Annotated in this window: 15 protein-coding genes; 9 read left to right on the top strand and 6 right to left on the bottom strand. The window is 65.4% G+C overall.

Going from position 1 to position 19,409, the window contains the following annotated elements; translation table 11 throughout:
• The first annotated feature begins 102 nt into the window (after positions 1–102).
• The 7 genes from C3B78_RS11170 (at position 103) to C3B78_RS11140 (ending at position 12,384) form a co-directional block, all read left to right on the top strand.
• Positions 103–579, top strand: a complete 477-nt coding sequence (locus C3B78_RS11170; RefSeq protein WP_104998139.1) for a pyridoxamine 5'-phosphate oxidase family protein — start codon at positions 103–105, stop codon at positions 577–579.
• Positions 551–2,548: a heavy metal translocating P-type ATPase gene (locus C3B78_RS11165; RefSeq protein WP_104998138.1), complete on the top strand. Its 1,998-nt coding sequence runs from the start codon at positions 551–553 to the stop codon at positions 2,546–2,548. The genes C3B78_RS11170 and C3B78_RS11165 overlap by 29 nt, the downstream gene beginning before the upstream one ends.
• Before the next feature lie 46 nt (positions 2,549–2,594).
• Positions 2,595–3,056: a universal stress protein gene (locus tag C3B78_RS11160; RefSeq protein WP_104998137.1), complete on the top strand. Its 462-nt coding sequence runs from the start codon at positions 2,595–2,597 to the stop codon at positions 3,054–3,056.
• The gene (locus tag C3B78_RS11155) at positions 3,056–5,611 is read left to right on the top strand and encodes a cation-translocating P-type ATPase (RefSeq protein ID WP_104998136.1); all 2,556 of its coding nucleotides are present in this window, start codon (positions 3,056–3,058) and stop codon (positions 5,609–5,611) included. The genes C3B78_RS11160 and C3B78_RS11155 overlap by 1 nt, the downstream gene beginning before the upstream one ends.
• Before the next feature lie 108 nt (positions 5,612–5,719).
• Positions 5,720–8,134: a phosphoenolpyruvate synthase gene (gene ppsA, locus C3B78_RS11150; RefSeq protein WP_104998135.1), complete on the top strand. Its 2,415-nt coding sequence runs from the start codon at positions 5,720–5,722 to the stop codon at positions 8,132–8,134.
• Positions 8,135–8,176: 42 nt separating this feature from the next.
• Positions 8,177–11,362, top strand: a complete 3,186-nt coding sequence (locus C3B78_RS11145) for an HAD-IA family hydrolase (RefSeq protein ID WP_104998134.1) — start codon at positions 8,177–8,179, stop codon at positions 11,360–11,362.
• Entirely contained in the window at positions 11,359–12,384 is a 1,026-nt protein-coding gene (locus C3B78_RS11140) for a 6-phosphofructokinase (RefSeq protein WP_104998133.1), read from the top strand. The genes C3B78_RS11145 and C3B78_RS11140 overlap by 4 nt, the downstream gene beginning before the upstream one ends.
• 70 nt (positions 12,385–12,454) lie before the next feature.
• Here C3B78_RS11140 and C3B78_RS11135 read toward each other — a convergent pair whose 3' ends face one another.
• From C3B78_RS11135 to C3B78_RS11120, 4 genes are all read right to left on the bottom strand, one after another.
• Positions 12,455–12,877: an Hsp20/alpha crystallin family protein gene (locus C3B78_RS11135; RefSeq protein WP_104998132.1), complete on the bottom strand. Its 423-nt coding sequence runs from the start codon at positions 12,875–12,877 to the stop codon at positions 12,455–12,457.
• A 61-nt stretch (positions 12,878–12,938) separates the two neighbouring features.
• Positions 12,939–13,994: a zinc-dependent alcohol dehydrogenase family protein gene (locus tag C3B78_RS11130; protein WP_104998131.1), complete on the bottom strand. Its 1,056-nt coding sequence runs from the start codon at positions 13,992–13,994 to the stop codon at positions 12,939–12,941.
• A 76-nt stretch (positions 13,995–14,070) separates the two neighbouring features.
• On the bottom strand, positions 14,071–14,943 hold the full coding sequence (locus C3B78_RS11125) for a universal stress protein (RefSeq protein ID WP_104998130.1): 873 nt from the start codon (positions 14,941–14,943) through the stop codon (positions 14,071–14,073).
• 45 nt (positions 14,944–14,988) lie between these two features.
• Positions 14,989–15,450, bottom strand: coding sequence for a pyridoxamine 5'-phosphate oxidase family protein (locus C3B78_RS11120; protein WP_104998129.1), 462 nt, complete (start codon positions 15,448–15,450; stop codon positions 14,989–14,991).
• A 277-nt stretch (positions 15,451–15,727) separates the two neighbouring features.
• Here C3B78_RS11120 and C3B78_RS11115 point away from each other — a divergent pair, with 277 nt between their 5' ends.
• A complete protein-coding gene (locus C3B78_RS11115) occupies positions 15,728–17,383 on the top strand; it encodes a GAF domain-containing sensor histidine kinase (RefSeq protein ID WP_199775408.1) in 1,656 nt (551 codons plus the stop codon).
• A 17-nt stretch (positions 17,384–17,400) separates the two neighbouring features.
• On the opposite strand, the gene C3B78_RS11110 is transcribed toward C3B78_RS11115, so the two are convergent.
• Positions 17,401–18,075 (bottom strand): response regulator, encoded by a 675-nt coding sequence (locus C3B78_RS11110; protein WP_104998127.1) that lies wholly within the window; start codon positions 18,073–18,075, stop codon positions 17,401–17,403.
• A gap of 282 nt (positions 18,076–18,357) precedes the next feature.
• Between C3B78_RS11110 and C3B78_RS11105 the strand changes: the two genes are divergently transcribed.
• Positions 18,358–18,840, top strand: coding sequence for a universal stress protein (locus C3B78_RS11105; protein WP_104998126.1), 483 nt, complete (start codon positions 18,358–18,360; stop codon positions 18,838–18,840).
• Positions 18,841–18,930: 90 nt separating this feature from the next.
• Here C3B78_RS11105 and C3B78_RS11100 read toward each other — a convergent pair whose 3' ends face one another.
• Positions 18,931–19,368 carry a VOC family protein gene (locus C3B78_RS11100; RefSeq protein WP_104998125.1) on the bottom strand — a complete coding sequence of 146 codons (438 nt, stop codon included), beginning with the start codon at positions 19,366–19,368 and terminating at the stop codon, positions 18,931–18,933.
• Positions 19,369–19,409: the final 41 nt, after the last annotated feature.

Genomic DNA, 19,409 nt, shown 5'->3' with positions numbered 1-19,409 from the left:
CCGAAAGTCATGACCGGGCTGGAGGCACCTGCCGGGGACCCACAGGCCCTTAGAGCCTAAATGCCCTAGTGCAGCCGGCCCGGAGGCATTACTTTCAGCAGTATGCGCAACAACTCGGAACGGGATGCCGCATCAGTCGAGGACCTTGGTGCCAGTGCCTGCTGGGACCTCCTGCGTACGGTTTCGGTTGGCCACCTCGCCGTGCTGGTGGACGGCCATCCGGAAATCTTCCCCGTGAACTATAAGGTGGACCATGAATCGGTGGTCTTCCGCACCGGAGAAGGAACGAAACTTCACGCGGCCGCCGGGCCCGCCGCCGTCGCCCTGGAAGCCGACGGCACCGGCCAGGGAACGCGGACCGCGTGGAGCGTCGAGGTGAAGGGTCACGCGGAGGTCCTTGAACCGTCCCCGGACCTGATGACTGGCGTTGGCCTCACCCTTTTTCCCTGGCAGGCCGGGCACAAGGACTACTTCGTGCGGATTACTCCGACGGCGGTGACCGGCCGGCGCTTCAAGATCACCTCACCGCTGACGTGGTGGAGCCACCTGGATGACCCGGCGCGGGCGGGTCTTGCCTGAGGGAACGCCGGCCGCCGCGCCCGGCATGTCGCTGCGGTTTCGGCAGGCGACGGACCCCGAGGAGCCCCGCACGTCCCCGGCGGGCAGGGGCATCGGGTTTATCCGGCTGTACCCGCTTGTGGCACTGACGTGCTTGATGCTCGCTGTGACGGCGGTGCTGCTGCAGTCCGGCCTGGAGCAGCCGGCCCGGCTCGGTGCGTCAGCCTATGCCGCCGTCGTCGCCGCAGGCCGTGCAGTGTCAATGTTCCGGTCCCTGCGGGAGGGCCGCTGGGGAATCGACGTTCTTGCGCTGATGGCCATCGCCAGCACCGTGTGGGTTGGCGAGTATCTCGCCGCGCTGGTTGTTATCCTCATGCTTTCGGGCGGGGAAGCACTGGAAAGCTTCGCCCAGGGGCGCGCTGTGCGCGAACTGAGGTCCCTGCTGGACAGGGCTCCCCAATCCGCGCACCGGGAGGCCACCGGATCGGTTCTCGAGGACATTCCGGTTGGCGAGGTGGTACCGGGGGACGTGCTGGTGGTGCGCCCCTCCGAGCTGGTCCCCGTGGACGGGGAGCTCCTGTCCACTGCTGCCAGCATGGATGAGTCCTCACTGACGGGCGAGAGCCTGCCGGTGGAGCGGGTCCGGGGCGACCTCCTGCTCAGCGGCTCCGTCAACGGCGAGTCGGCCATCAGGATGCGGGCCTCCGCCACCGCAGGCGATTCACAGTACAGCCGCATCATCGCCCTGGTGGAGGAGGCGGCGTCCAGCCGTGCCCCGGTGGTCCGCCTGGCGGACCGCTACGCCGTACCGTTTACCGCGCTCGCGGTCCTCATGGCCGCAACCGCGTGGCTCCTTTCAGGGGATCCCGTGCGGATCGCCCAGGTCCTGGTGGTGGCAACTCCGTGCCCGCTCCTGATCGCCGCGCCGGTGGCCTTCCTGGCCGGTACCAGCCAGGCCGCCCACAAGGGCATCATCATCAAGAACAGCGGGACCCTCGAGCAGCTGGCCAAGGCCAGGACCGCGGTGTTCGACAAGACAGGGACGCTGACATCCGGACGCCCCGTCCTGGACACGGTCCAGGCTGCACCGGGAGGGGAGGAGGGCGGGCCGATGAATCCTGCCCGGATCCTGCAGCTCGCCGCTTCGGCTGAGCAATACTCTTCCCATGTCCTGGCGGCCTCCGTCATAGAGGCTGCCGCCCTGCGCGGCCTTGACCTTCTGCCGGTTTCCCAGGCCACGGAACATGCCACCCAGGGCGTGGAAGCCCTCTGCGGCGGGGACAAGGTGGTGGTGGGAAAAGCGGGATTGGTCAGGAGTTCATCCACGGGCTTCCGGGAAGCCGTCCTGCGCAGCGGCCAACTGGCGGTCTACGTGGGTGTCAATGGCACCTACGCAGGCGCCCTCATCATGAAGGACCCGCTGCGCGCCGACGCGGGTGAGACGCTTGCCCGGCTGCACCGCCTGGGAATCCGGCACACCATGCTGCTGACCGGTGATGCCCGGGGGACCGCGGCGCACATTGCCGAGGAGGCAGGCATCCGGCACGTGCAGGCCGACTGCCTCCCCGAGGACAAGGTCAACGCGGTGGCCCGCGTGCGCGAGCGTCCGGTGCTGATGGTGGGCGACGGCGTCAATGACGCCCCTGTGCTCGCGGCGGCGGACGTCGGGATAGCCATGGGAGCCAAAGGCGCTACAGCCGCGAGTGAGTCGGCGGATGTCGTGATCATGCTGGACGACCTGTCCAAAGTTGCAGCGGCAGTCGACATCGGGAAGCGCACCGTAGCTGTTGCCTTGGTGAGTATCTGGACAGGAATCGGCCTCAGCATCGGGCTCATGGCTGTTGCCATGACCGGGTACATCCCGGCCGTCACCGGAGCCCTGCTGCAGGAACTCGTGGACCTGGCCACGATCTTGAACGGGCTAAGGGCGCTGCACGGACCTAAACCGAAAAGCCCATGGCCGAGGCTGATAGCGCAAAGGGCGGCGTGACCTTCGGCCCTTCCCACGGCCTGCACCAGTAGGGAACGTGGTGGATATGAAAGCAGAAACAGTGTCCAAGCCCGTGATTGTGGGTGTCGACGGATCGGAATTCTCTTCGGCTGCCCTGAGATACGCGGGTACCCTCGCGGCACGCCTGGGCGCCCGGCTGGAGGTCATCACCTGCATCGGCATGCCGGACTACCTGGTGCTGCCCCATCTTGAAGGCGCCGACCGCCAGTTTACGGCGAGGCTGGAGGATGCTGCCCGCCGCCTGGTGGAGGAAGCCCTTGGACGGGCATTCTCCGGCGACCGGCCCGAAGATATCGAGGTAACAGTGAAGTTTGGGCCGCCGGGCAAGGTCCTCGTGGAGGAGAGCCGGCGGGCACAACTGCTGGTGATCGGCCGGCACGGGGAGGGAGGATTCCTCGGAACCGCCATGGGCTCGGTCAGTAAGGCGTGCGCCGCGCGCTCCGTGTGCCCGGTGGTCCTGGTGGGCCAGGAGGCGGACGTCGTGTGATGACCGCGGCTGGCCTGACCTCGGTCCAGGCCGCGGACCTCCTGAAGCAGGCAGGACCCAACCTCCTTCCGACCGAAAAACCCGTACCGCAGTGGCGGAAACTCTGGGGGGAGCTGACCCACTTCTTCGCCATCATGCTGTGGTGCGCGGCGGCCCTGGCCTTCTTCGCGGACATGCCGCAACTGGGCGTGGCGATTATCGTCGTCGTGATTGTCAACGGCGTTTTCGCCCACATCCAGCAGGAACGCGCCCAGCACGCGGCGGCAAAACTGCGGGCGCTGCTCCCGGCCGACGTACTGGTGCGGCGGGACGGACGTGTCCGGAAAGTCCATGCCAGTGAACTGGTGGTCAACGACGTCGTGCTGCTGGCCGCCGGAGACCGCGTTCCCGCCGACGTCGTGCTGGTCACAGCAGCGTCCTGCACCGTGGACGAATCGATGCTGACGGGGGAAAGCGAGCCGGTGCCGAAAGCCGGCGGCGATCCTGCCTGGGGAGGAACGTTCCTGGTCAACGGCAATGCGGAGGCCGCCGTTGCCGCCACGGGCCTCGGAACCCGCCTGGCAGGGATCGCGCTCCTGACCAGCGGAGCCGTCTCCCCACCCACTCCGCTGTCCCTGGAACTGCGCCGGATTGTCCGGGTGGTGGCGTCCGTTGCCCTGGCTATCGCCGCCCTCTTCTTCCTGGTATCGCTGCTGGTGGGCATCCAATGGCGTGATTCCTTCCTCTTCGCCATCGGCGTTGCCGTCGCCCTTGTTCCGGAGGGCCTGCTGCCCACGGTGACGCTGTCCCTCGCAATGGGCGCCCAGCGCATGGCCGCCCGCAATGCGCTGGTCCGCAACCTCGAAGCCGTTGAGACCCTCGGGTCCACCACGTTCATCTGCACCGACAAGACCGGGACCCTCACACAGAACAGGATGAACGCCGTCGAGGTCTTCACCTCCCACGGACACGTCCACATAGCGGGCGACGGCTACAGCCCCGAGGGCACAGTCCAGGGGGAGGGAAAGGACAAAGCCGCCGAAACTGCGCTCGCGGCCCTGGCCGCCTCACAAGGCCGCGCCGAACTGCACGAAGGACAGTGGCGGGCCTCCGGCGACCCGATGGAAGCGGCCATCGACGTGCTGGCACGGCGGCTGACAGGGGCAGCAGGTGACGGAAGGGTGCCTTCACGCAGGCTCCCCTTCGATCCCGTACGACGGCGGGAATCGGCGATCGTCGGACAGGACCTGTTCTGCAAGGGCGCCCCGGAGGCGGTTCTTCCGCTCTGCGGCGCCGTGCCCGAACCGGTAGGGGAACAGGTCCAGCTGATGGCCTCCCGGGGGCTGCGTGTCATCGCAGTGGCGCGGCGCAGGCTGGAAGGCGCCCCGGCCCGCTGGGAATCCCTCCCGGCGGAGGAGATCGAAGACGGCCTGGAACTGCTCGGACTGATCGGCCTTCATGATCCGCCCAGGCCGGACGTGGGCGAGGTCATCCGTACCGCCCGCAATGCAGGGCTCAAACTCGCCATGATCACCGGTGACCATCCGGGTACGGCTGCGGCGATCGCGCGTGAGATCGGGTTGATGGGGGTCCCGGAGCGCGTGCTGGAAGGCTCGGAGCTCCCGGACGATGAGCAGTTGCTGGGCGCGCTCCTGGACCGCGACGGGGTGGTGGTGAGCAGGGTTTCCCCGGAGCAGAAGCTGCGAGTTGCCAGGGCGCTGCAGTCCCGGGGACACGTGGTGGCCATGACCGGAGACGGTGTGAACGACGGCCCGGCCCTGCGCGAAGCGGACATCGGGGTGGCCATGGGCCTAAGCGGCACCGATGTTGCACGCGAAGCGGCCGACCTGGTCCTCCTCGATGACCACTTCGGAACCATCGTGGCCGCCATCGAACAGGGCAGGGCCACCTACGCCAACATCCACAGATTCCTTACCTACCACCTCACGGACAACGTGGCGGAGCTGACCCCGTTTGTTGTCTGGGCGCTCTCCGGCGGCCAGTTTCCCCTGGCCCTCGGCGTGCTGCAGATCCTTGCCCTGGACATCGGAACCGACCTGCTGCCGGCCCTCGCCCTGGGCGCTGAACAGCCGGGCAAACGCGTGCTGGCCGGGCCGCCGGAACGCAGGCACCTCATGGACCGGAAACTGATGGTGCGGGTCTTCTGTGTACTGGGACCGGTGGAGGCGGCCTTCGAAATGGCCGCGTTCTCCGCAGTGCTCTTCGGCGGCGGCTGGGCGCGTGGCGAAACTCCGGAGCCCGGGCTGCTCATGGCTGCATCAGGTGCCGCTTTCACAGCTGTGGTGCTGGGCCAGCTGGCTAACGCCTTTGCGTGCCGAAGTGCAACCCTGCCGCCCTGGCGGCTGGGCTGGGGCACAAACAGGCTCCTGGCATGGGCAGTCCTGGCTGAACTGGCTGTGCTTGCGGCCTGCCTGTTCATTCCACAGCTCGCCGCCGTGCTGGGGCAGGCCCCGCCGACGCCTGATGGGCTGCTCGTTGCCGTGCTGGCAGTGCCTGCCGTCCTGGCCGCGGACTGGGCCTACAAGCGCATCAGGGGCCGCTCAAGCCACAGGTGACAGGGACATGCCCTGGTGCTGGCCGGCATGGGCTTTTCCAGGGGCAGGGGAGGGGCTCGGGACCAAAGACTCTGCCCGGTATCTTCCGCCACGGCCCAGAATCAAGGCATGGCTCCTCCCGCAAACCCCCTTGCCGATGTCCACGTCATATGGATCGAAGACACCGGGATGGGGGACATAGCGTCCGTGGGGGGAAAGAACGCCTCCCTCGGCGAGTTGAGCCGGGCCCTTCGCTCGGCCGGCGTGAGGGTCCCGGAAGGGTTCGCCACCACCGCTGCTGCCTACCGCGCTTTCCTGGAAGCCAACGCCCTGGGGCCGCGCATCCGGGCCTACATCGGGGAGTACCGCGCGGGGCGGGCCACCCTGCGCCAGGCCGGGGCGGCCATCAGGGAACTTTTCCTGTCAGCTACTTTTCCGGAGAACACCGGGCAGGCAATCGACGAACACTACCGCCTCCTTTGCCGCCGCGCCGGCCAGCCCAAGGTTGCGGTTGCGGTCCGCAGCAGTGCCACGGCGGAGGACCTGCCGGACGCCAGTTTCGCGGGCCAGCAGGAGACGTTCCTCAATGTGGCGGGGGAGCGCGCCGTCCTCGAAGCCTGCCGGAACTGCTACGCCTCGCTGTTCACCGATCGCGCCATCAGCTACCGGGAAATGAAGGGCTACGATCACCTCGAGGTGGCATTGTCCGTGGGTGTCCAGCGCATGGTCCGCTCGGATGTCGGCGCTTCGGGGGTCATGTTCTCGATCGACACGGAGTCCGGCTTTCCGCAGGCCGTGCTTATCAGCGCCGCCTGGGGGCTCGGTGAGACGGTAGTGCAGGGCACTATCAACCCGGACAAATACCAGGTGTTCAAACCGCTGCTTGCCGATGCCCGCTTCAGCCCCGTGATTGACAGGGAACGTGGCGCAAAGGAACGCAAGATGGTCTACAGCCTCGGGGGAAACGCCAGGACCCGGATGGTGGAAACGAGCCAACGGGAGCAGGAGACCCTGGTACTGAACGACCAGGACGTTGTCCTGCTGGCGCGTTGGGCCGTTGCCGTGGAGGAACACTACGGGCGGCCCATGGACATGGAATGGGCCAAAGACGGGGTAACGGGCGAACTGTTCATGGTGCAGGCCAGGCCGGAGACAGTCCAGGCCCAGCGCAGCAGCTCGACGTTCCGCATGTACCACCTTCGGCAGCCGGGGCGCGTGCTGGCGTCAGGGGCAGCCATCGGTGATGCCATCGCCAACGGGCAGGCCTGCGTCATCCAGGACGCGAAGGACATCGAATCGTTCGTTGACGGCTCGGTGCTGGTGACCCGGATGACGGATCCGGACTGGGTTCCGGTGATGCAGCGCGCAGCGGGCATCGTCACGGACCACGGCGGACCCACCAGCCACGCGGCGATCGTGAGCCGGGAACTGGGCGTGCCCGCCGTCGTCGGAACACGCAACGCAACCGAAACCCTGCCTGACGGTGACCCGATCACCCTGTCCTGCGCGGAAGGCGAAGAAGGCCGCGTGTACGAAGGACTCCTGGCGTATGCCGTGGAGGACGTGGACATGGAAGCGCTTCCCGCCACCGGCACGGACGTCATGGTCAATATCGGCAGTCCTGCCGCAGCCTTCAAATGGTGGCGCCTGCCGGCCGCGGGAGTGGGGCTGGCCAGGATGGAATTCATCATCAACAACCTCATCCGCATCCATCCCATGGCGCTGGTGCATCCTGAGCGGGTGGCAGACCCGGAGGAAGCTGGGCTCATCCGGAAACTGACCAGCGGCTACGCTGACCCCAAGGATTACTTCATTGACGTGCTGGCCACCGGCATCGCCAAGATAGCAGCGCCCTTCCACCCCAAACCGGTGATAGTCCGGCTCAGTGATTTCAAGAGCAACGAATACAGCCACCTGATTGGCGGCAGCTCCTTTGAGCTTCCGGAAGAAAACCCGATGCTGGGTTTCCGGGGTGCTTCGCGCTACTACAGCGAGCACTATCGCGAAGGCTTTGCCCTGGAATGCAAGGCACTCAAGCGCGTGCGGGAAGAGGTGGGCTTCTCCAATGTCATCGTCATGGTCCCCTTCTGCCGCACCGTGGGGGAAGCGGACCTGGTCATCGCTGCGATGGCGGAGCACGGCCTGGTGCGGGGCAGTGCCGGCCTGCAGCTTTACATGATGTGCGAGATCCCTTCAAATGTGGTCCTCGCGGATCAGTTCGCCCAGCGGTTCGACGGCTTCTCCATCGGCTCCAACGACCTCACCCAGCTGGTCCTGGGCGTAGACCGCGACTCGGAACAGCTGGCCGGACTGTTCGACGAAAGGGACCCCGCCGTCAGCTCCATGATTGCCCAGGCCATCGAGAAGGCACATGCCGCCGGCATCAAGATAGGTATCTGCGGCCAGGGCCCCAGCAACCACCCGGACCTGGCCGAGTTCCTGATAGGCCGCGGCATTGATTCCATCTCGCTGAACCCGGACACGTTCCTGAAGGCCCTGCCCGTCATCGCCGCAGCCGAGCAGCGGCTGGGCAGACAGGCCTAACGGCACTGTCCCGGGGGGACGGCCGGCTGATAGCACTGTCATATGACCGCGTCGCCCACCGCAGCTGCCGCCAAGCCGCCCTTTGACGCCGTCATCTTCGACCTGGACGGCGTGGTCACCAACACGGCGCTGGTCCATCAGTCCGCCTGGAAAGAGGCCTTCGACCAGATCCTGCTGGATCCCCGGGTGCCCGCTGCTGCGGACCGGTCCCCCCTCACCAAAGCCGACTACCGCACCTACATTGACGGCCTTCCCCGGGAGGAAGGCGTGCTGAAATTCCTTGCGTCCAGGGGCGTGCGGGTTGAACGCGGCTCCGAGCGGGACGAACCAGGGGCCTGGACAGCCTTCGGCCTGGGGGCCCTGAAGAACCGCCTTTTCCTGGAGCACCTGAGGCACGACGGGGTCCAGGCTTACCCCGGAACCATGCAATTACTCCGGACATTGTCCGACGCCGGCATCCTCATGGGCGTGGTCACATCCAGCCGCAATGCCAGTTCCGTGCTGGAGGCAGCGGGCATCCCGGGTTCCTTCGGCGTCATCCTGGACGGGTCTGCTGCAGCTAGCCTTGGATTGCGGGGAAAGCCCGCTCCTGACGTCTTCCTGGCCGCTGCGTTCCGCCTCGGTGTCTCGCCGTCGCACGCCGTGGTCATAGAGGACTCGGTGGCAGGGGTCCTCGCCGCACGACGGGGCGGGTTCGGCCTTGTGGTGGGCATTGACCGGAGCGGCACCAGGCGGGAACTCGAAGCTGCCGGTGCAGGCACGGTCCTCAACGACGTCGGCGAACTGGACCTGGGCCTCGTCCTGGGCGATCCCTGGCAACTCGTCTACGAGGGCTTCGATGCCGGGCACGAGGGGCATCGCGAAGCGCTGACCACCCTGGGCAACGGCTACCTGGCCGTCAGGGGTGCCGCTCCGGAGGGCGGCGGCAGCGCCCGGTATGCCGGTATGTACCTGGCGGGCGTCTTCAACCGTGTTGCGGCCAAAGTCGCCGACGAAGTCCTCGTGGAAGAACACATGGTTAACGCCCCCGATTGCCTTCCCCTGGACCTGCGGCCGGCGGACGGACAATGGTGGTCGGCGGGAGGCATGGTTGTTCTCCGCGAACGCCGCAGCCTGGATCTTCAACGGGCGGTTTTGGAGCGGCGGCTCCTGCTGGAAACGGGGGACAAGCGGCGCATGGAAGTCGTCCAGACCAGGTTCGTGTCCATGGCCGAGCCCCACCTGCTGGCCCTCGAAACGAAGATCACGCCTTTGGGCTGGAGCGGCGCCATGGAAGTGCGCAGCGGGGTTGATGCCGGTGTCAGGAACGCAAATATCCCGGAACCGGCGTCCAGCCCCGGCATCCACCTTGTTGACCGGACCCCGGCCGGCAGAGGCCTGCAGCATCGGCCGGACGATATATCCGTTGTCGAGGCTGAAACAACCCAGAGCCTGATCCGGATCGCAGCGGCCTACCGCACCAGCGTGTCCGGGGAACCGGTCGCCGGACAACGGGGCAGCATGGGCGCCTTTCACTTCCACATGTTCCCGGTAAACCTTTCGGACGGAGTTCCAACAAGGATCAGCAAGACCGTGGCCGTGGTGACCTCGCGGGACCGCGCGATTTCCTCCACGGCCTCCGCAGCAGAGGCGGTGCTGGTCCGCAGCGGCGGAAACCTTGACTCCCTTCTAACCGCCCACGAGCAAGCATGGAGGCACGAACTCCGTCCGTTCCTGGTGGACATAGAGGCTCCGGTGCAGGTGCGGCTGGTCCTCAACCTGCACATTTTCCATCTGCTGCAGACCCTCACCCGCCATACAGCAGAACTCGATGCGGGTGTCACCGCCCGGGGGCTCCATGGCGAGGGATACCGGGGCCATGTCTTTTGGGACGAGTTGTTTGTGCTGCCCCTCCTGACAACCAGGACCCCGGATGTTGCCCGCGCCCTCATCGAATACCGTTGGAGGAGACTTCCTGCCGCCCGCCACTCAGCTGCCGTCCTGGGCCTGGCCGGCGCGAAGTTCCCTTGGCAAAGCGGGAGTGACGGTACGGAAGAAACGCCTAAGTGGCTGTACAACGACAGATCCGGCAGATGGGTTAAGGACCATTCACATATGCAGCTGCATGCAGGACTCGCCGTGGCCTTCAACGTCTGGCAGTACTTCCAGGCCACCAGCGACAAAGCCTGGCTTCTGCGGAAGGGCGCCGAACTCGTGATCGACATAGCCCGGTTCTTCACCTCGCGGGCAGAGTACAGCCAGGACACCGGCCGGTACCACGTCCGTGGCGTCGTCGGACCGGATGAGTACCACACGGGGTATCCGGGCAACGATGAACCCGGGGTAGACGACAATGCCTACACCAACGCAATGGCTGCCTGGGTCTGCCTTCGGGCTGCGGAGATTATCGGCACCTTCCACCCAAACGAACTCGCCGACCTTACGGAAAGACTGGGCATCACCGGCGGGGAAGCGGCTGGATGGGAACAGGTGGGCCGGGCCATGTTCATCCCTTTCCACTCTGACGGCGTCATCAGCCAGTTTGCCGGATATGAAAAGCTCGAAGAACTCGATTGGGAAAGATACCGCGAAACCTATGAAAGCATCGAGCGGCTCGACCTGATCCTGGAAGCAGAAGCGGACAATATCAATCGGTACAAGCTTGCCAAGCAGGCTGATGTCCTGATGCTGCCCTACCTGCTGGGCCAGGAAGGACTCATCAGCCTTCTTTCCGAACTTGGATACGCCTTCACCGCGGACCAGCTGAACCGGACCATCGAGTACTACCTCGCCCGCACTGCCCATGGATCCACGCTGAGCCGGGTTGCCCACGCTTCCGTCCTTGCAGCGCTGGACGCCGACCGTGCATGGGACAGCTTCCGCGAAGCGCTCGACGCCGACCTCGACGACACCCAGCATGGCACCACGCGGGCGGGCATCCACTTGGGCGCCATGGCCGGCAGCATCGATGTCATCCAGCGCAGTTTCGCCGGCCTGCGGCTGAGTGGCGACACCATCGTTTTCGCCCCCAACCTGCCCACTGGCCTGCGGTCCGTCGCCTTCAGGGTCCACTACAGGGGTCATCAGTTGAACATCGAACTCAAGGACGGGCGCATGCGCATTGCGTCGGCGGCCGGAGACGCCGAGCCCATCAGCGTGCGGGTGAACGGCAGGAAAGCGGCACTCATGCCAGGCCAGGCCAGGACCTTTCGGCTTCCCCTTCCGGTGCACGGTTCAGCCGCATCATGAAGCGGATCGGGATCCTGACAAGTGGCGGCGACTGCCCTGGGGTGAACGCCGTGATCCGCGGCGCCGTACTGGCAGGGGAGATTGTCCACGGTTATGGGTTCCTGGGTTTCCGGGACGGCTGGCGGGGTGTCCTGGAACAGGACGTGGTTCCTTTGCCGCGGCGCAGCGTCCGGGGGATTTCGCGGCTGGGCGGGACCATCCTGGGAACTTCACGCACAAATCCGCTGAATGGCGAGGGAAGCGATGCAGTGCGTGAGAGCTTGCGGCGCAACAATCTGCAGGGCCTGATCGCCATCGGGGGCGAGGGAACCCTGGCGGCGGCAAGGGCACTGTCCGATCAGGGCATCAACGTGGTGGGTGTACCCAAAACGATCGACAACGATCTCGGCGCAACGGACTATACCTTCGGGTTTGATTCAGCCGTCCAAACAGCAACACAGGCCATCGACAGGCTGCGGACCACGGGGGAGTCCCACCACCGCTGCATGATCGCGGAGGTCATGGGCAGGAACGCGGGATGGATCGCGCTGCATGCAGGGATGGCATCAGGTGCCCACGCGATCCTGATTCCCGAGCATCAGGTCTCCCTGGAGCAAATCGCCGCCTGGGTCCTGTCGGCACGGGACCGGGGTAGGGCGCCGCTGGTGGTAGTGGCTGAAGCGTTCACACCGGAAGGCCATGAAGCGCCTTACGCACCCCGCGGACTTGATACTTTCGGGCGGCCCCGGCTTGGCGGCATCGGCCGCCTGCTGGAAGAACAGTTGCAGCAAGCAACCGGCATAGAAACAAGGGCTACCGTTCTGGGCCACATCCAGCGCGGCGGCGAACCGACCGCCTATGACCGGGTACTGGCCACGCGGCTGGGGATGGCCGCCGTCGAAGCAACAGCGAACGGTAGCTGGGGGACCATGGTGTCCCTGCGCGGCACTGACATTGTCACCGTGGGCCTCGAGCTCGCGCTTGGAACCCTGAAGGTGGTTCCCGAACAACGGTACCGGGAGGCGGCAGTCCTTTTCGGCTGACCGGCTCGAAGCTTCGGCCGCCGGCTCGAGAGCCTGTGCCTGGCCCTGCCCGGGGCCAGGCACCAAGCAGTCAGGCCCTGGTGATCGGAATCTTCTTGGCAGAGGACACCTGCCCCTGGTCAGGGATGGGGGCGCGGACTTCCAGGACGCCGTCCTTGTAGGAAGCAGTGACGTCGCCCTGGTGCACATCCCGGGGCAACGGGAGCCGCCGGACGAAGGAACCGTAGCGGAATTCGGACCTGTAGCTGTCCTTGTCCTTCTGCTCCTTCTTTTCCTGCCGCTCCGCCTTGATGGACAGCACGCCGTCGGCAACCGTTACATCCACGTCCTTCTCCGGGTCGATCCCGGGCAACTCCGCCCGCACCACCAAGGTGTTGCCGTCCACCATCTCTTCCACCCGGATGGCGGAAGCGCCCGCATCCCCTTCGAACAGTCTCTCGATCACGTCAATGGGGGAGCGGCGCGACTCAAACCACTTCATTAGCTCGCTCATGCTTGTCTCCTGCTCATACTGGTCCGGGGCATCTGGTTACCCGGCACTACCACCATCCGCTTTATGCCGGGAAGGTTCCAGAGTCCAAGGTCCCACCCTGGCGTGCTGGGGTTTGCGGGCGGACCCGGAGAACGGCGGAACCGGTGATCCTGTCCGCAGCGAGATCATCCAGCGCGGTGCCGGCTGCATCAAACGGGTAGACGGTGGTGGCCGGCACGAGCGGAATTTCGGCTGCGAGCGCCAGGAATTCCAGCCCGTCTGCGCGGGTATTGGCGGTCACGCTGCACACTTGGCGCTCGAAGAACAGATGGTCGTGGTAATTCAGGGCCGGTATTTCACTGACGTAGATGCCCGCAATCGCAAGTGTTCCTCCGCGGTCAAGGGCCCGGAGGGCCACGGGCACGAGGTCGCCCACGGGAGCAAAGAGGATGGCGGAATCAAGCGGCACCGGCGGGTCGTCGTAGGCATCGCCGACATACTCGGCGCCGAGGTCCCGGGCAAGTGCGCGCGCCTTCGCGGAGCGGGTCATGACGAAGACGGAGGCGCCTTGGTGCATGGCCAGCTGCGCCGTCAGGTGGGCGGAACTGCCGAACCCGTAGATGCCAAGGCGCCCGCCAGCCGGCACACGGGCCCGCTTCAGCGCGCGGTAGCCGATGATGCCCGAGCACAGCAGGGGTGCGGCCTCTTCATCCTTAAACACGTCCGGAATGGTGTAGGCGAAGTCCTGGGAGACCGTGAGCTGCTGGGCGTAGCCGCCGTCCTTGTCCCAGCCGGTGAAGACGGGAGCCGTGCACAGGTTTTCGTCCCCGCGGAGGCAGTAGGCACAGGTACCGCAGACCCCGCCAAGCCAGGCGATGCCAACCCTGTCACCCCGCGCGAACAGGGAATTGCCCGGCCCGCTCCCCACCACAACGCCCACTGCCTCATGCCCCGGGACAATTCCGGGACGGCGCGGCTGGAGGTCCCCTTCGGCGAGATGCAGGTCAGTGCGGCAGATGCCGCACACACTCACATCCACCAGGAGTTCATTGGTCCCGGGCTTCGGGTTTTCGCGGGTGCCCTTGACCAGGGGACGGGTAGAGACGGGGCCGGGCCGGCCCACCCACCAAGCGAGCACCGGTTCCTCCTCTTGCCGTCCGGCCTAAGACATGCATGGCTTCATACTTCACGCCGTCAGCAGGTTCCGCCCGTCATTACTCGCGCCGGGCCTTCTTCAGGCGTGTGATCACAGTGGGGCAGGGCGGCTGGGTCAGGACGCCATGCGCCGTCGATCCGAGGAGCAGCCTTCCAAAGCCGCCCCTGCCCCGGCTGCCCAGAACCAGCATCCGTGCGTTGGCGGCTGCCTGGACCAGGGCATCGGCAGGTTCCAGCACTGTTTCGAGGACTCCGTGCACCACAAGGCCGGGGTAGTCCTGGCGGAGCCCCGCTACTGTCTCCGACAGGACGATCTGTTCCTCCTGCACCACGTGCTCCGCGAAACTGCTGGACGGCAGTCCAGCCTTGATCCAGCGGTTGGGGCCAGCGAAGGCGTAGATGACGGTAAGTTCTTCGCCCAGAGCGTCCGCCTCGGATGCCGCGAAGGCCACGGCTTGGGTGGACTCCCTGGATCCGTCCACGCCCACCACGACGCCTTGCCCGCCGCCCTGGCCTGCGCCGACGACCGCCACCGGGCATTCTGCGTGGGCAGCCGCCTGGAGCGCCCGGTCCGTCAGTGCAGCACGTGAGTGGCCGCTGCTGCCGAGGACCAGCATGGACGCCTTCGTTGAATAGTCGCCAAGAGATCCCCCGACGCTTCCTTCCAACAGTTCGGTTGTTACCTGAAGGTCCGGTTCTGCTGCGCGGACGCGTTCTCCGGCCTCCTTCAGCATGCCCAGCGCGGAATTCCGCAATGCGTCGATATAGGGGAGCGCATCCAGCGCCTCGCCTCCCATCCAGCGGTCATCCAGGACATGAAGGATGGCCAGCGGCAGCCTGAGCCGGCGGGCACGGGAGGCCGCCCATAGCATGGCGGCGTTCGAGGGGGAGGAGTCGACGATGCCGACGGCGATGGGCTTGTTTGCATCCATGGGGTACCTTCCTTGGTTTTGTCAGTCCGGCGGTGCAGATGCGCCTCAGGCTGTGTCCGCCGGTTCCTGCGGGGCCCACCACCGGGTAGGCGGAGCAATCACGAACCGCCGCCCGGTGATCTCCTCCGGTGTTACGCGGATTAGGCTGTTCTTTGGTCCCGCCTGCCAGGGGGAGAGCCCCGCGTCGGCGGCGTCCTCGAATTCCTCGGCGTCGGTAACGACGGCAGCGCGGCCTTTCACCACCACGCTCCAGGCGATGGTGCCGTACTGGTTCAATCCGTCGGCCTCCAGCGCCACCACCTTCCCTTCGGCCAGCGCATCGGTCTTCGTTCCCTCGCCCGTACGCACCAGCAGGGTGCCGTTGCTGGGCACGTAATTAAGCGGGAAAATCTCCACTGTGTTCCCCCGGGTAAAGGCCATCCTGCACACGGACGTCGACCGCAGGTATCTCCAGCACTCGTGTACACCGAGGCGTTGGGCTTCCGGTTCTGCAGCAGCTGTGTCCATGGCCGTAGCCTAAGGCCGAGAATTCCATCGGGCTAGGGAAGAAGGTCCCGCGGCATTTTCCGGAATGCCGCGGGCATTAATAAGTGCTGCAAATCGGGCATTTCAGGCCTTGACTTTGTCTTCTAGACTGGTCCCAAGGCATGTCTTCGTGCCAGGCAAAGGCGATGTTTCCGGGGGAACAAACCGGCCCGGAGGAACGGAATGCCGGTAGGCCCGCAGAGTCGCGGGCCACTGCCACAGGAGGTCGGACGTGAGCACTGAACCTTGGCGCCCTCCCATGGAGGAAAGGGCAGAAGACCTCCTGCAGGATTTTGTTGCCCGTGCGGATGAATTGCTGCAAACCCAGGAGCGGATGAACGGACTGCTCGCCGCAGTCGTCGCCCTCGCCGAGGATCTTAGCCTTGAAGCCGTTCTGGACCGCCTGGTGCGGTCAGCCTGTGGACTCGTCGGTGCGAAATATGGTGCACTCGGGGTTATCGCCGAGGACCGCAGCCTCAGCCACTTCATCACCGTAGGAATAGACGGCGACGGAATCCGGTCAATCGGGAACCTGCCGACAGGACACGGCGTCCTGGGACTTCTGATCCGCGAGCCGCGGCCGTTGCGGCTGCACGACCTCGGCCAGCATCCCATTGCTTCAGGTTTTCCACGGAACCATCCCCCCATGAAAACTTTCCTGGGCGTACCGGTCCGCGTCCGGGACGAGGTGTTCGGGAATCTCTATCTGACGGAAAAGGACGGCGGGCAGGACTTCACACCGGAGGATGAGGACCTCGCCGTCGCTTTGGCCGCTGCTGCCGGCGTGGCCATCCAGAATGCCCGCCTCTTCGAAGACAGCAAGCGGCGCCAGAAATGGCTGGAGGCAGGCATGGAGCTGAGCAGCCGGCTGATCATGACGCCCCACCCGGGGAATGTGGAGAACCTCGACCTCGTTGCCGAAACGGCATTGAGGGTGTCAGATTCAGCGCTGGCCGTGATTGCTGTTCCCGCCGGGGACGGCGTCCTGAGGTGCAGGGCCTGCCTTGGGGTGCAGGGCCTGCAGGCGGGGCAGGAAATCAACGCGTCGGACGTGGTTTTCCGGGTCATCGAAACAGGCGAGTCCCTGGTGGCGCGGGATCCCCGCCAGGTGTTCGAGGACGGGATAGCGGAGAAACTGGGTCCGGTGCTCGTATGTGCCCTTGGCCACGGCAACAGTGAAAACGGTGTACTGATGCTGGCCCGTCCGCACGGCTCGGCTGCCTACAGCCAGGCCGAAGTGGAGTCCAGCTCCCTTTTCGGCAGCAGGATTGGCCTGGCACTGGACCTGGCCCGCGTCCATGCCTTGCGTGAACAGAATCTTCTGTTCACGGACCGGGAACGGATCGCCCGTGACCTGCACGACCTCGTCATCCAGAGGCTCTTCGCTTCGGGGCTGAGTATCCAGAGCCTGCGCCGTTACACCCTGGACCCCGTGGCGCACGACCGAATTGCCGCCGTCACGTCCGAACTTGACGACACCATCCGGAAGTTGAGGGACACGATCTACTCCCTGCGGACGGGCGAGCAGGAGCATGAGCCACTCACAGGCCGCATCCTGAGGGTGGTCCAGGAAACGTCGCGCAGCTATGCCGTGGCGCCAAAAGTCGCTTTTGCCGGGCCGGTGGACGATTCAGTCAGGGAGAACATTGCCGGCCACCTGCTCTCCGTCCTCTCCGAAGGGCTGAGCAATGCGGCACGGCATTCCGGGGCGGAGGAGATCCGGGTTACCGTCTCAGTTACCCAAAGCCGGGTCGAGCTGGTCATCGAGGACAACGGCTGCGGTTTTGACGAACCGGCGAAGGTGAGCGGCCTGGCAAACATGCGGCATCGGGCAGAGCTGCTGGACGGCACGTGCACCATCCAGAGCCCGCCGGGGCAAGGGACCCGGATTACGTGGTCCGTTCATCGTAAGTGATGGCGACGGGACGCAAGCTAGTGCGCGTCCTGGGCGTTGCGGGTGACATACACGGCAGCCTGTGTCCGTCTTTCGAATCCCAGCTTCGCCAGGATGGAAGAGACATAGTTCTTCACAGTTTTCTCGGCAAGGAAGAGCTCCTCTCCGATTTGGCGGTTCGTCAGTCCCTGCCCGATAAGCGCCAGGACCTTCTTCTCCTGCGCACTGAGCGCCTCCATCCGCGGGTCTGTCGGGGCTTTGGAAAGGCCGGCGATAATCCGCTCCTTGACTCCGGGCTCGAACAGCGATTCGCCCTTGGCAGCCTTGCGGATGCCCTGAAGCAGGTCGTCACTCCTGATCTGCTTCAGGATGTACCCCGACGCTCCGGCCAGGACTGCCCCGCGGATCGCCTGCTCGTCGTCGTAGCTGGTCAGGATCAGGCAGTGCAGGCGGGGGTCGAACGAACGCACGTCGCGGCAGACCTCGATTCCGGTGCCGTCCGGGAGCCGTCCGTCCAAGATGGAAATGTCCGGCCGCAGTGCCGGAATACGCCGGGTGGCTTCCGCCGCGGACCCGCTTTCCCCGACCACAGCAAACCCCTCGCCCTCAAGCAGGTCCTTCAGTCCCTGCCTTACAAGTTCATGGTCATCGAGGATGAAGACGCGCAGCGGCTCCCGCGGATCTGTAGCTTCCCCCGAGCCTGATTCACTCATCTGCACCAAATGCTCCCGTTTTCATAAGGACCAGACCTTCACCACCGTGTGAGGCAGCCCCTGCGAAGGGCCTAGGCCCATTCTTCCTTCCGCGCAGATCATCCGGAAGGGACCAAAGTCTGGAGTCATGGTCATTCCGTACACCCTGTTGTCCTCCGGCAGTACTTCCTCCGGCCGGTCCCGCAGTCGGACCCGCTGCCCGGAGGGTGACTTTGGGCCCTATCCCGCAGGCCCGCACCTTGTCCAGTCTTGGAGCATGCCAAAGAGAATGGAGCCCGCATCATGGATGCCCTCAATCGGCACCCCAAAATAATTGTGGGCGTAGACGGTTCCGACGCCTCTGTTGCGGCCCTCCGGACGGCCGCAACCCTGGCCGGGCCGCTCGAAGCAACGGTGGAGGCGTGGGCATGCTGGGATGTCCCGGCCGGCTTCGGGCTTTACCTGGTAGTGGGAATTGAAGGTTTCAAGTCCGCTGCGGAGCAGTCGCTGGAGCGGGCGCTCACAGCCGCGTTCGGCCCGGAGCGGCCGCCAGATGTCCATACCCGCCTGATGCGTGGAAAACCCGGCGAGCTCCTGGTTGAGGGGAGCCGCAACGCCTCGCTCCTCATTGTTGGACGCCGCGGGCATAGCGGTTTTGTACTGGGCTCGGTCAGTTCTGCGTGCATCAGTCACGCTCACTGCCCCGTCCTGGTGGTCCATGCCCCGGACGAAGAACGTGCCCGCGCGAAAGACCGCGGCGGGAAAGTCGGCGACGGCGGTAAGTAGCTACGCGGGCAGGTCACCGCTGGTGCGCGCCGCCGTCGTGCGTTTCCGGTGGTGCCCTGCCTTCCCCGGTGATTGGACCCGGTAAGGGCGTCAGCCTTTCTTCAGTTTCTCGGCGAGCATCACGAGGATTCCGCTGGGACCGCGGAGGTAAGTGAGTTTGTAGGCTTCGCGGTAGGTCGCCACGCCGCGGAGCGGATGGCATCCGTGCCTCGCGGCTATTTCGAGGGTTTTGTCGATGTCGTCCACCGAGAAGGCCACACGGTGCATCCCGATATCGTTGGGACGGGTCGGGTTCGATTCGATCGCTTCGGGGTGGATGTATTCGAAGAGCTCAAGTTGACCCTGGCCGTCCGGGGTCTGGAGGAGCGCAATCCTGGCATGGTTGCCATCAAGCCCCACGGCAGTGTCCGCCCACTCGCCGCTGACAGTGTCACGGCCGACGAGCATTAGCCCAAGGTCGGTGAAAAAGGCGATTGTCGCTTCGAGGTCGCGGACCGCAATACCGACGTTCTCAAGTTTGATGGCCATGCGTTGAAGCTACCAAGGCGGACCGGCCAGCTCCAGTGCCA

The organism is Arthrobacter sp. PGP41, from assembly GCF_002953935.1.
In the GTDB taxonomy this organism is placed as follows: Bacteria; Actinomycetota; Actinomycetes; order Actinomycetales; family Micrococcaceae; genus Arthrobacter.
This window is presented reverse-complemented; position numbering and strand designations above follow the sequence as displayed.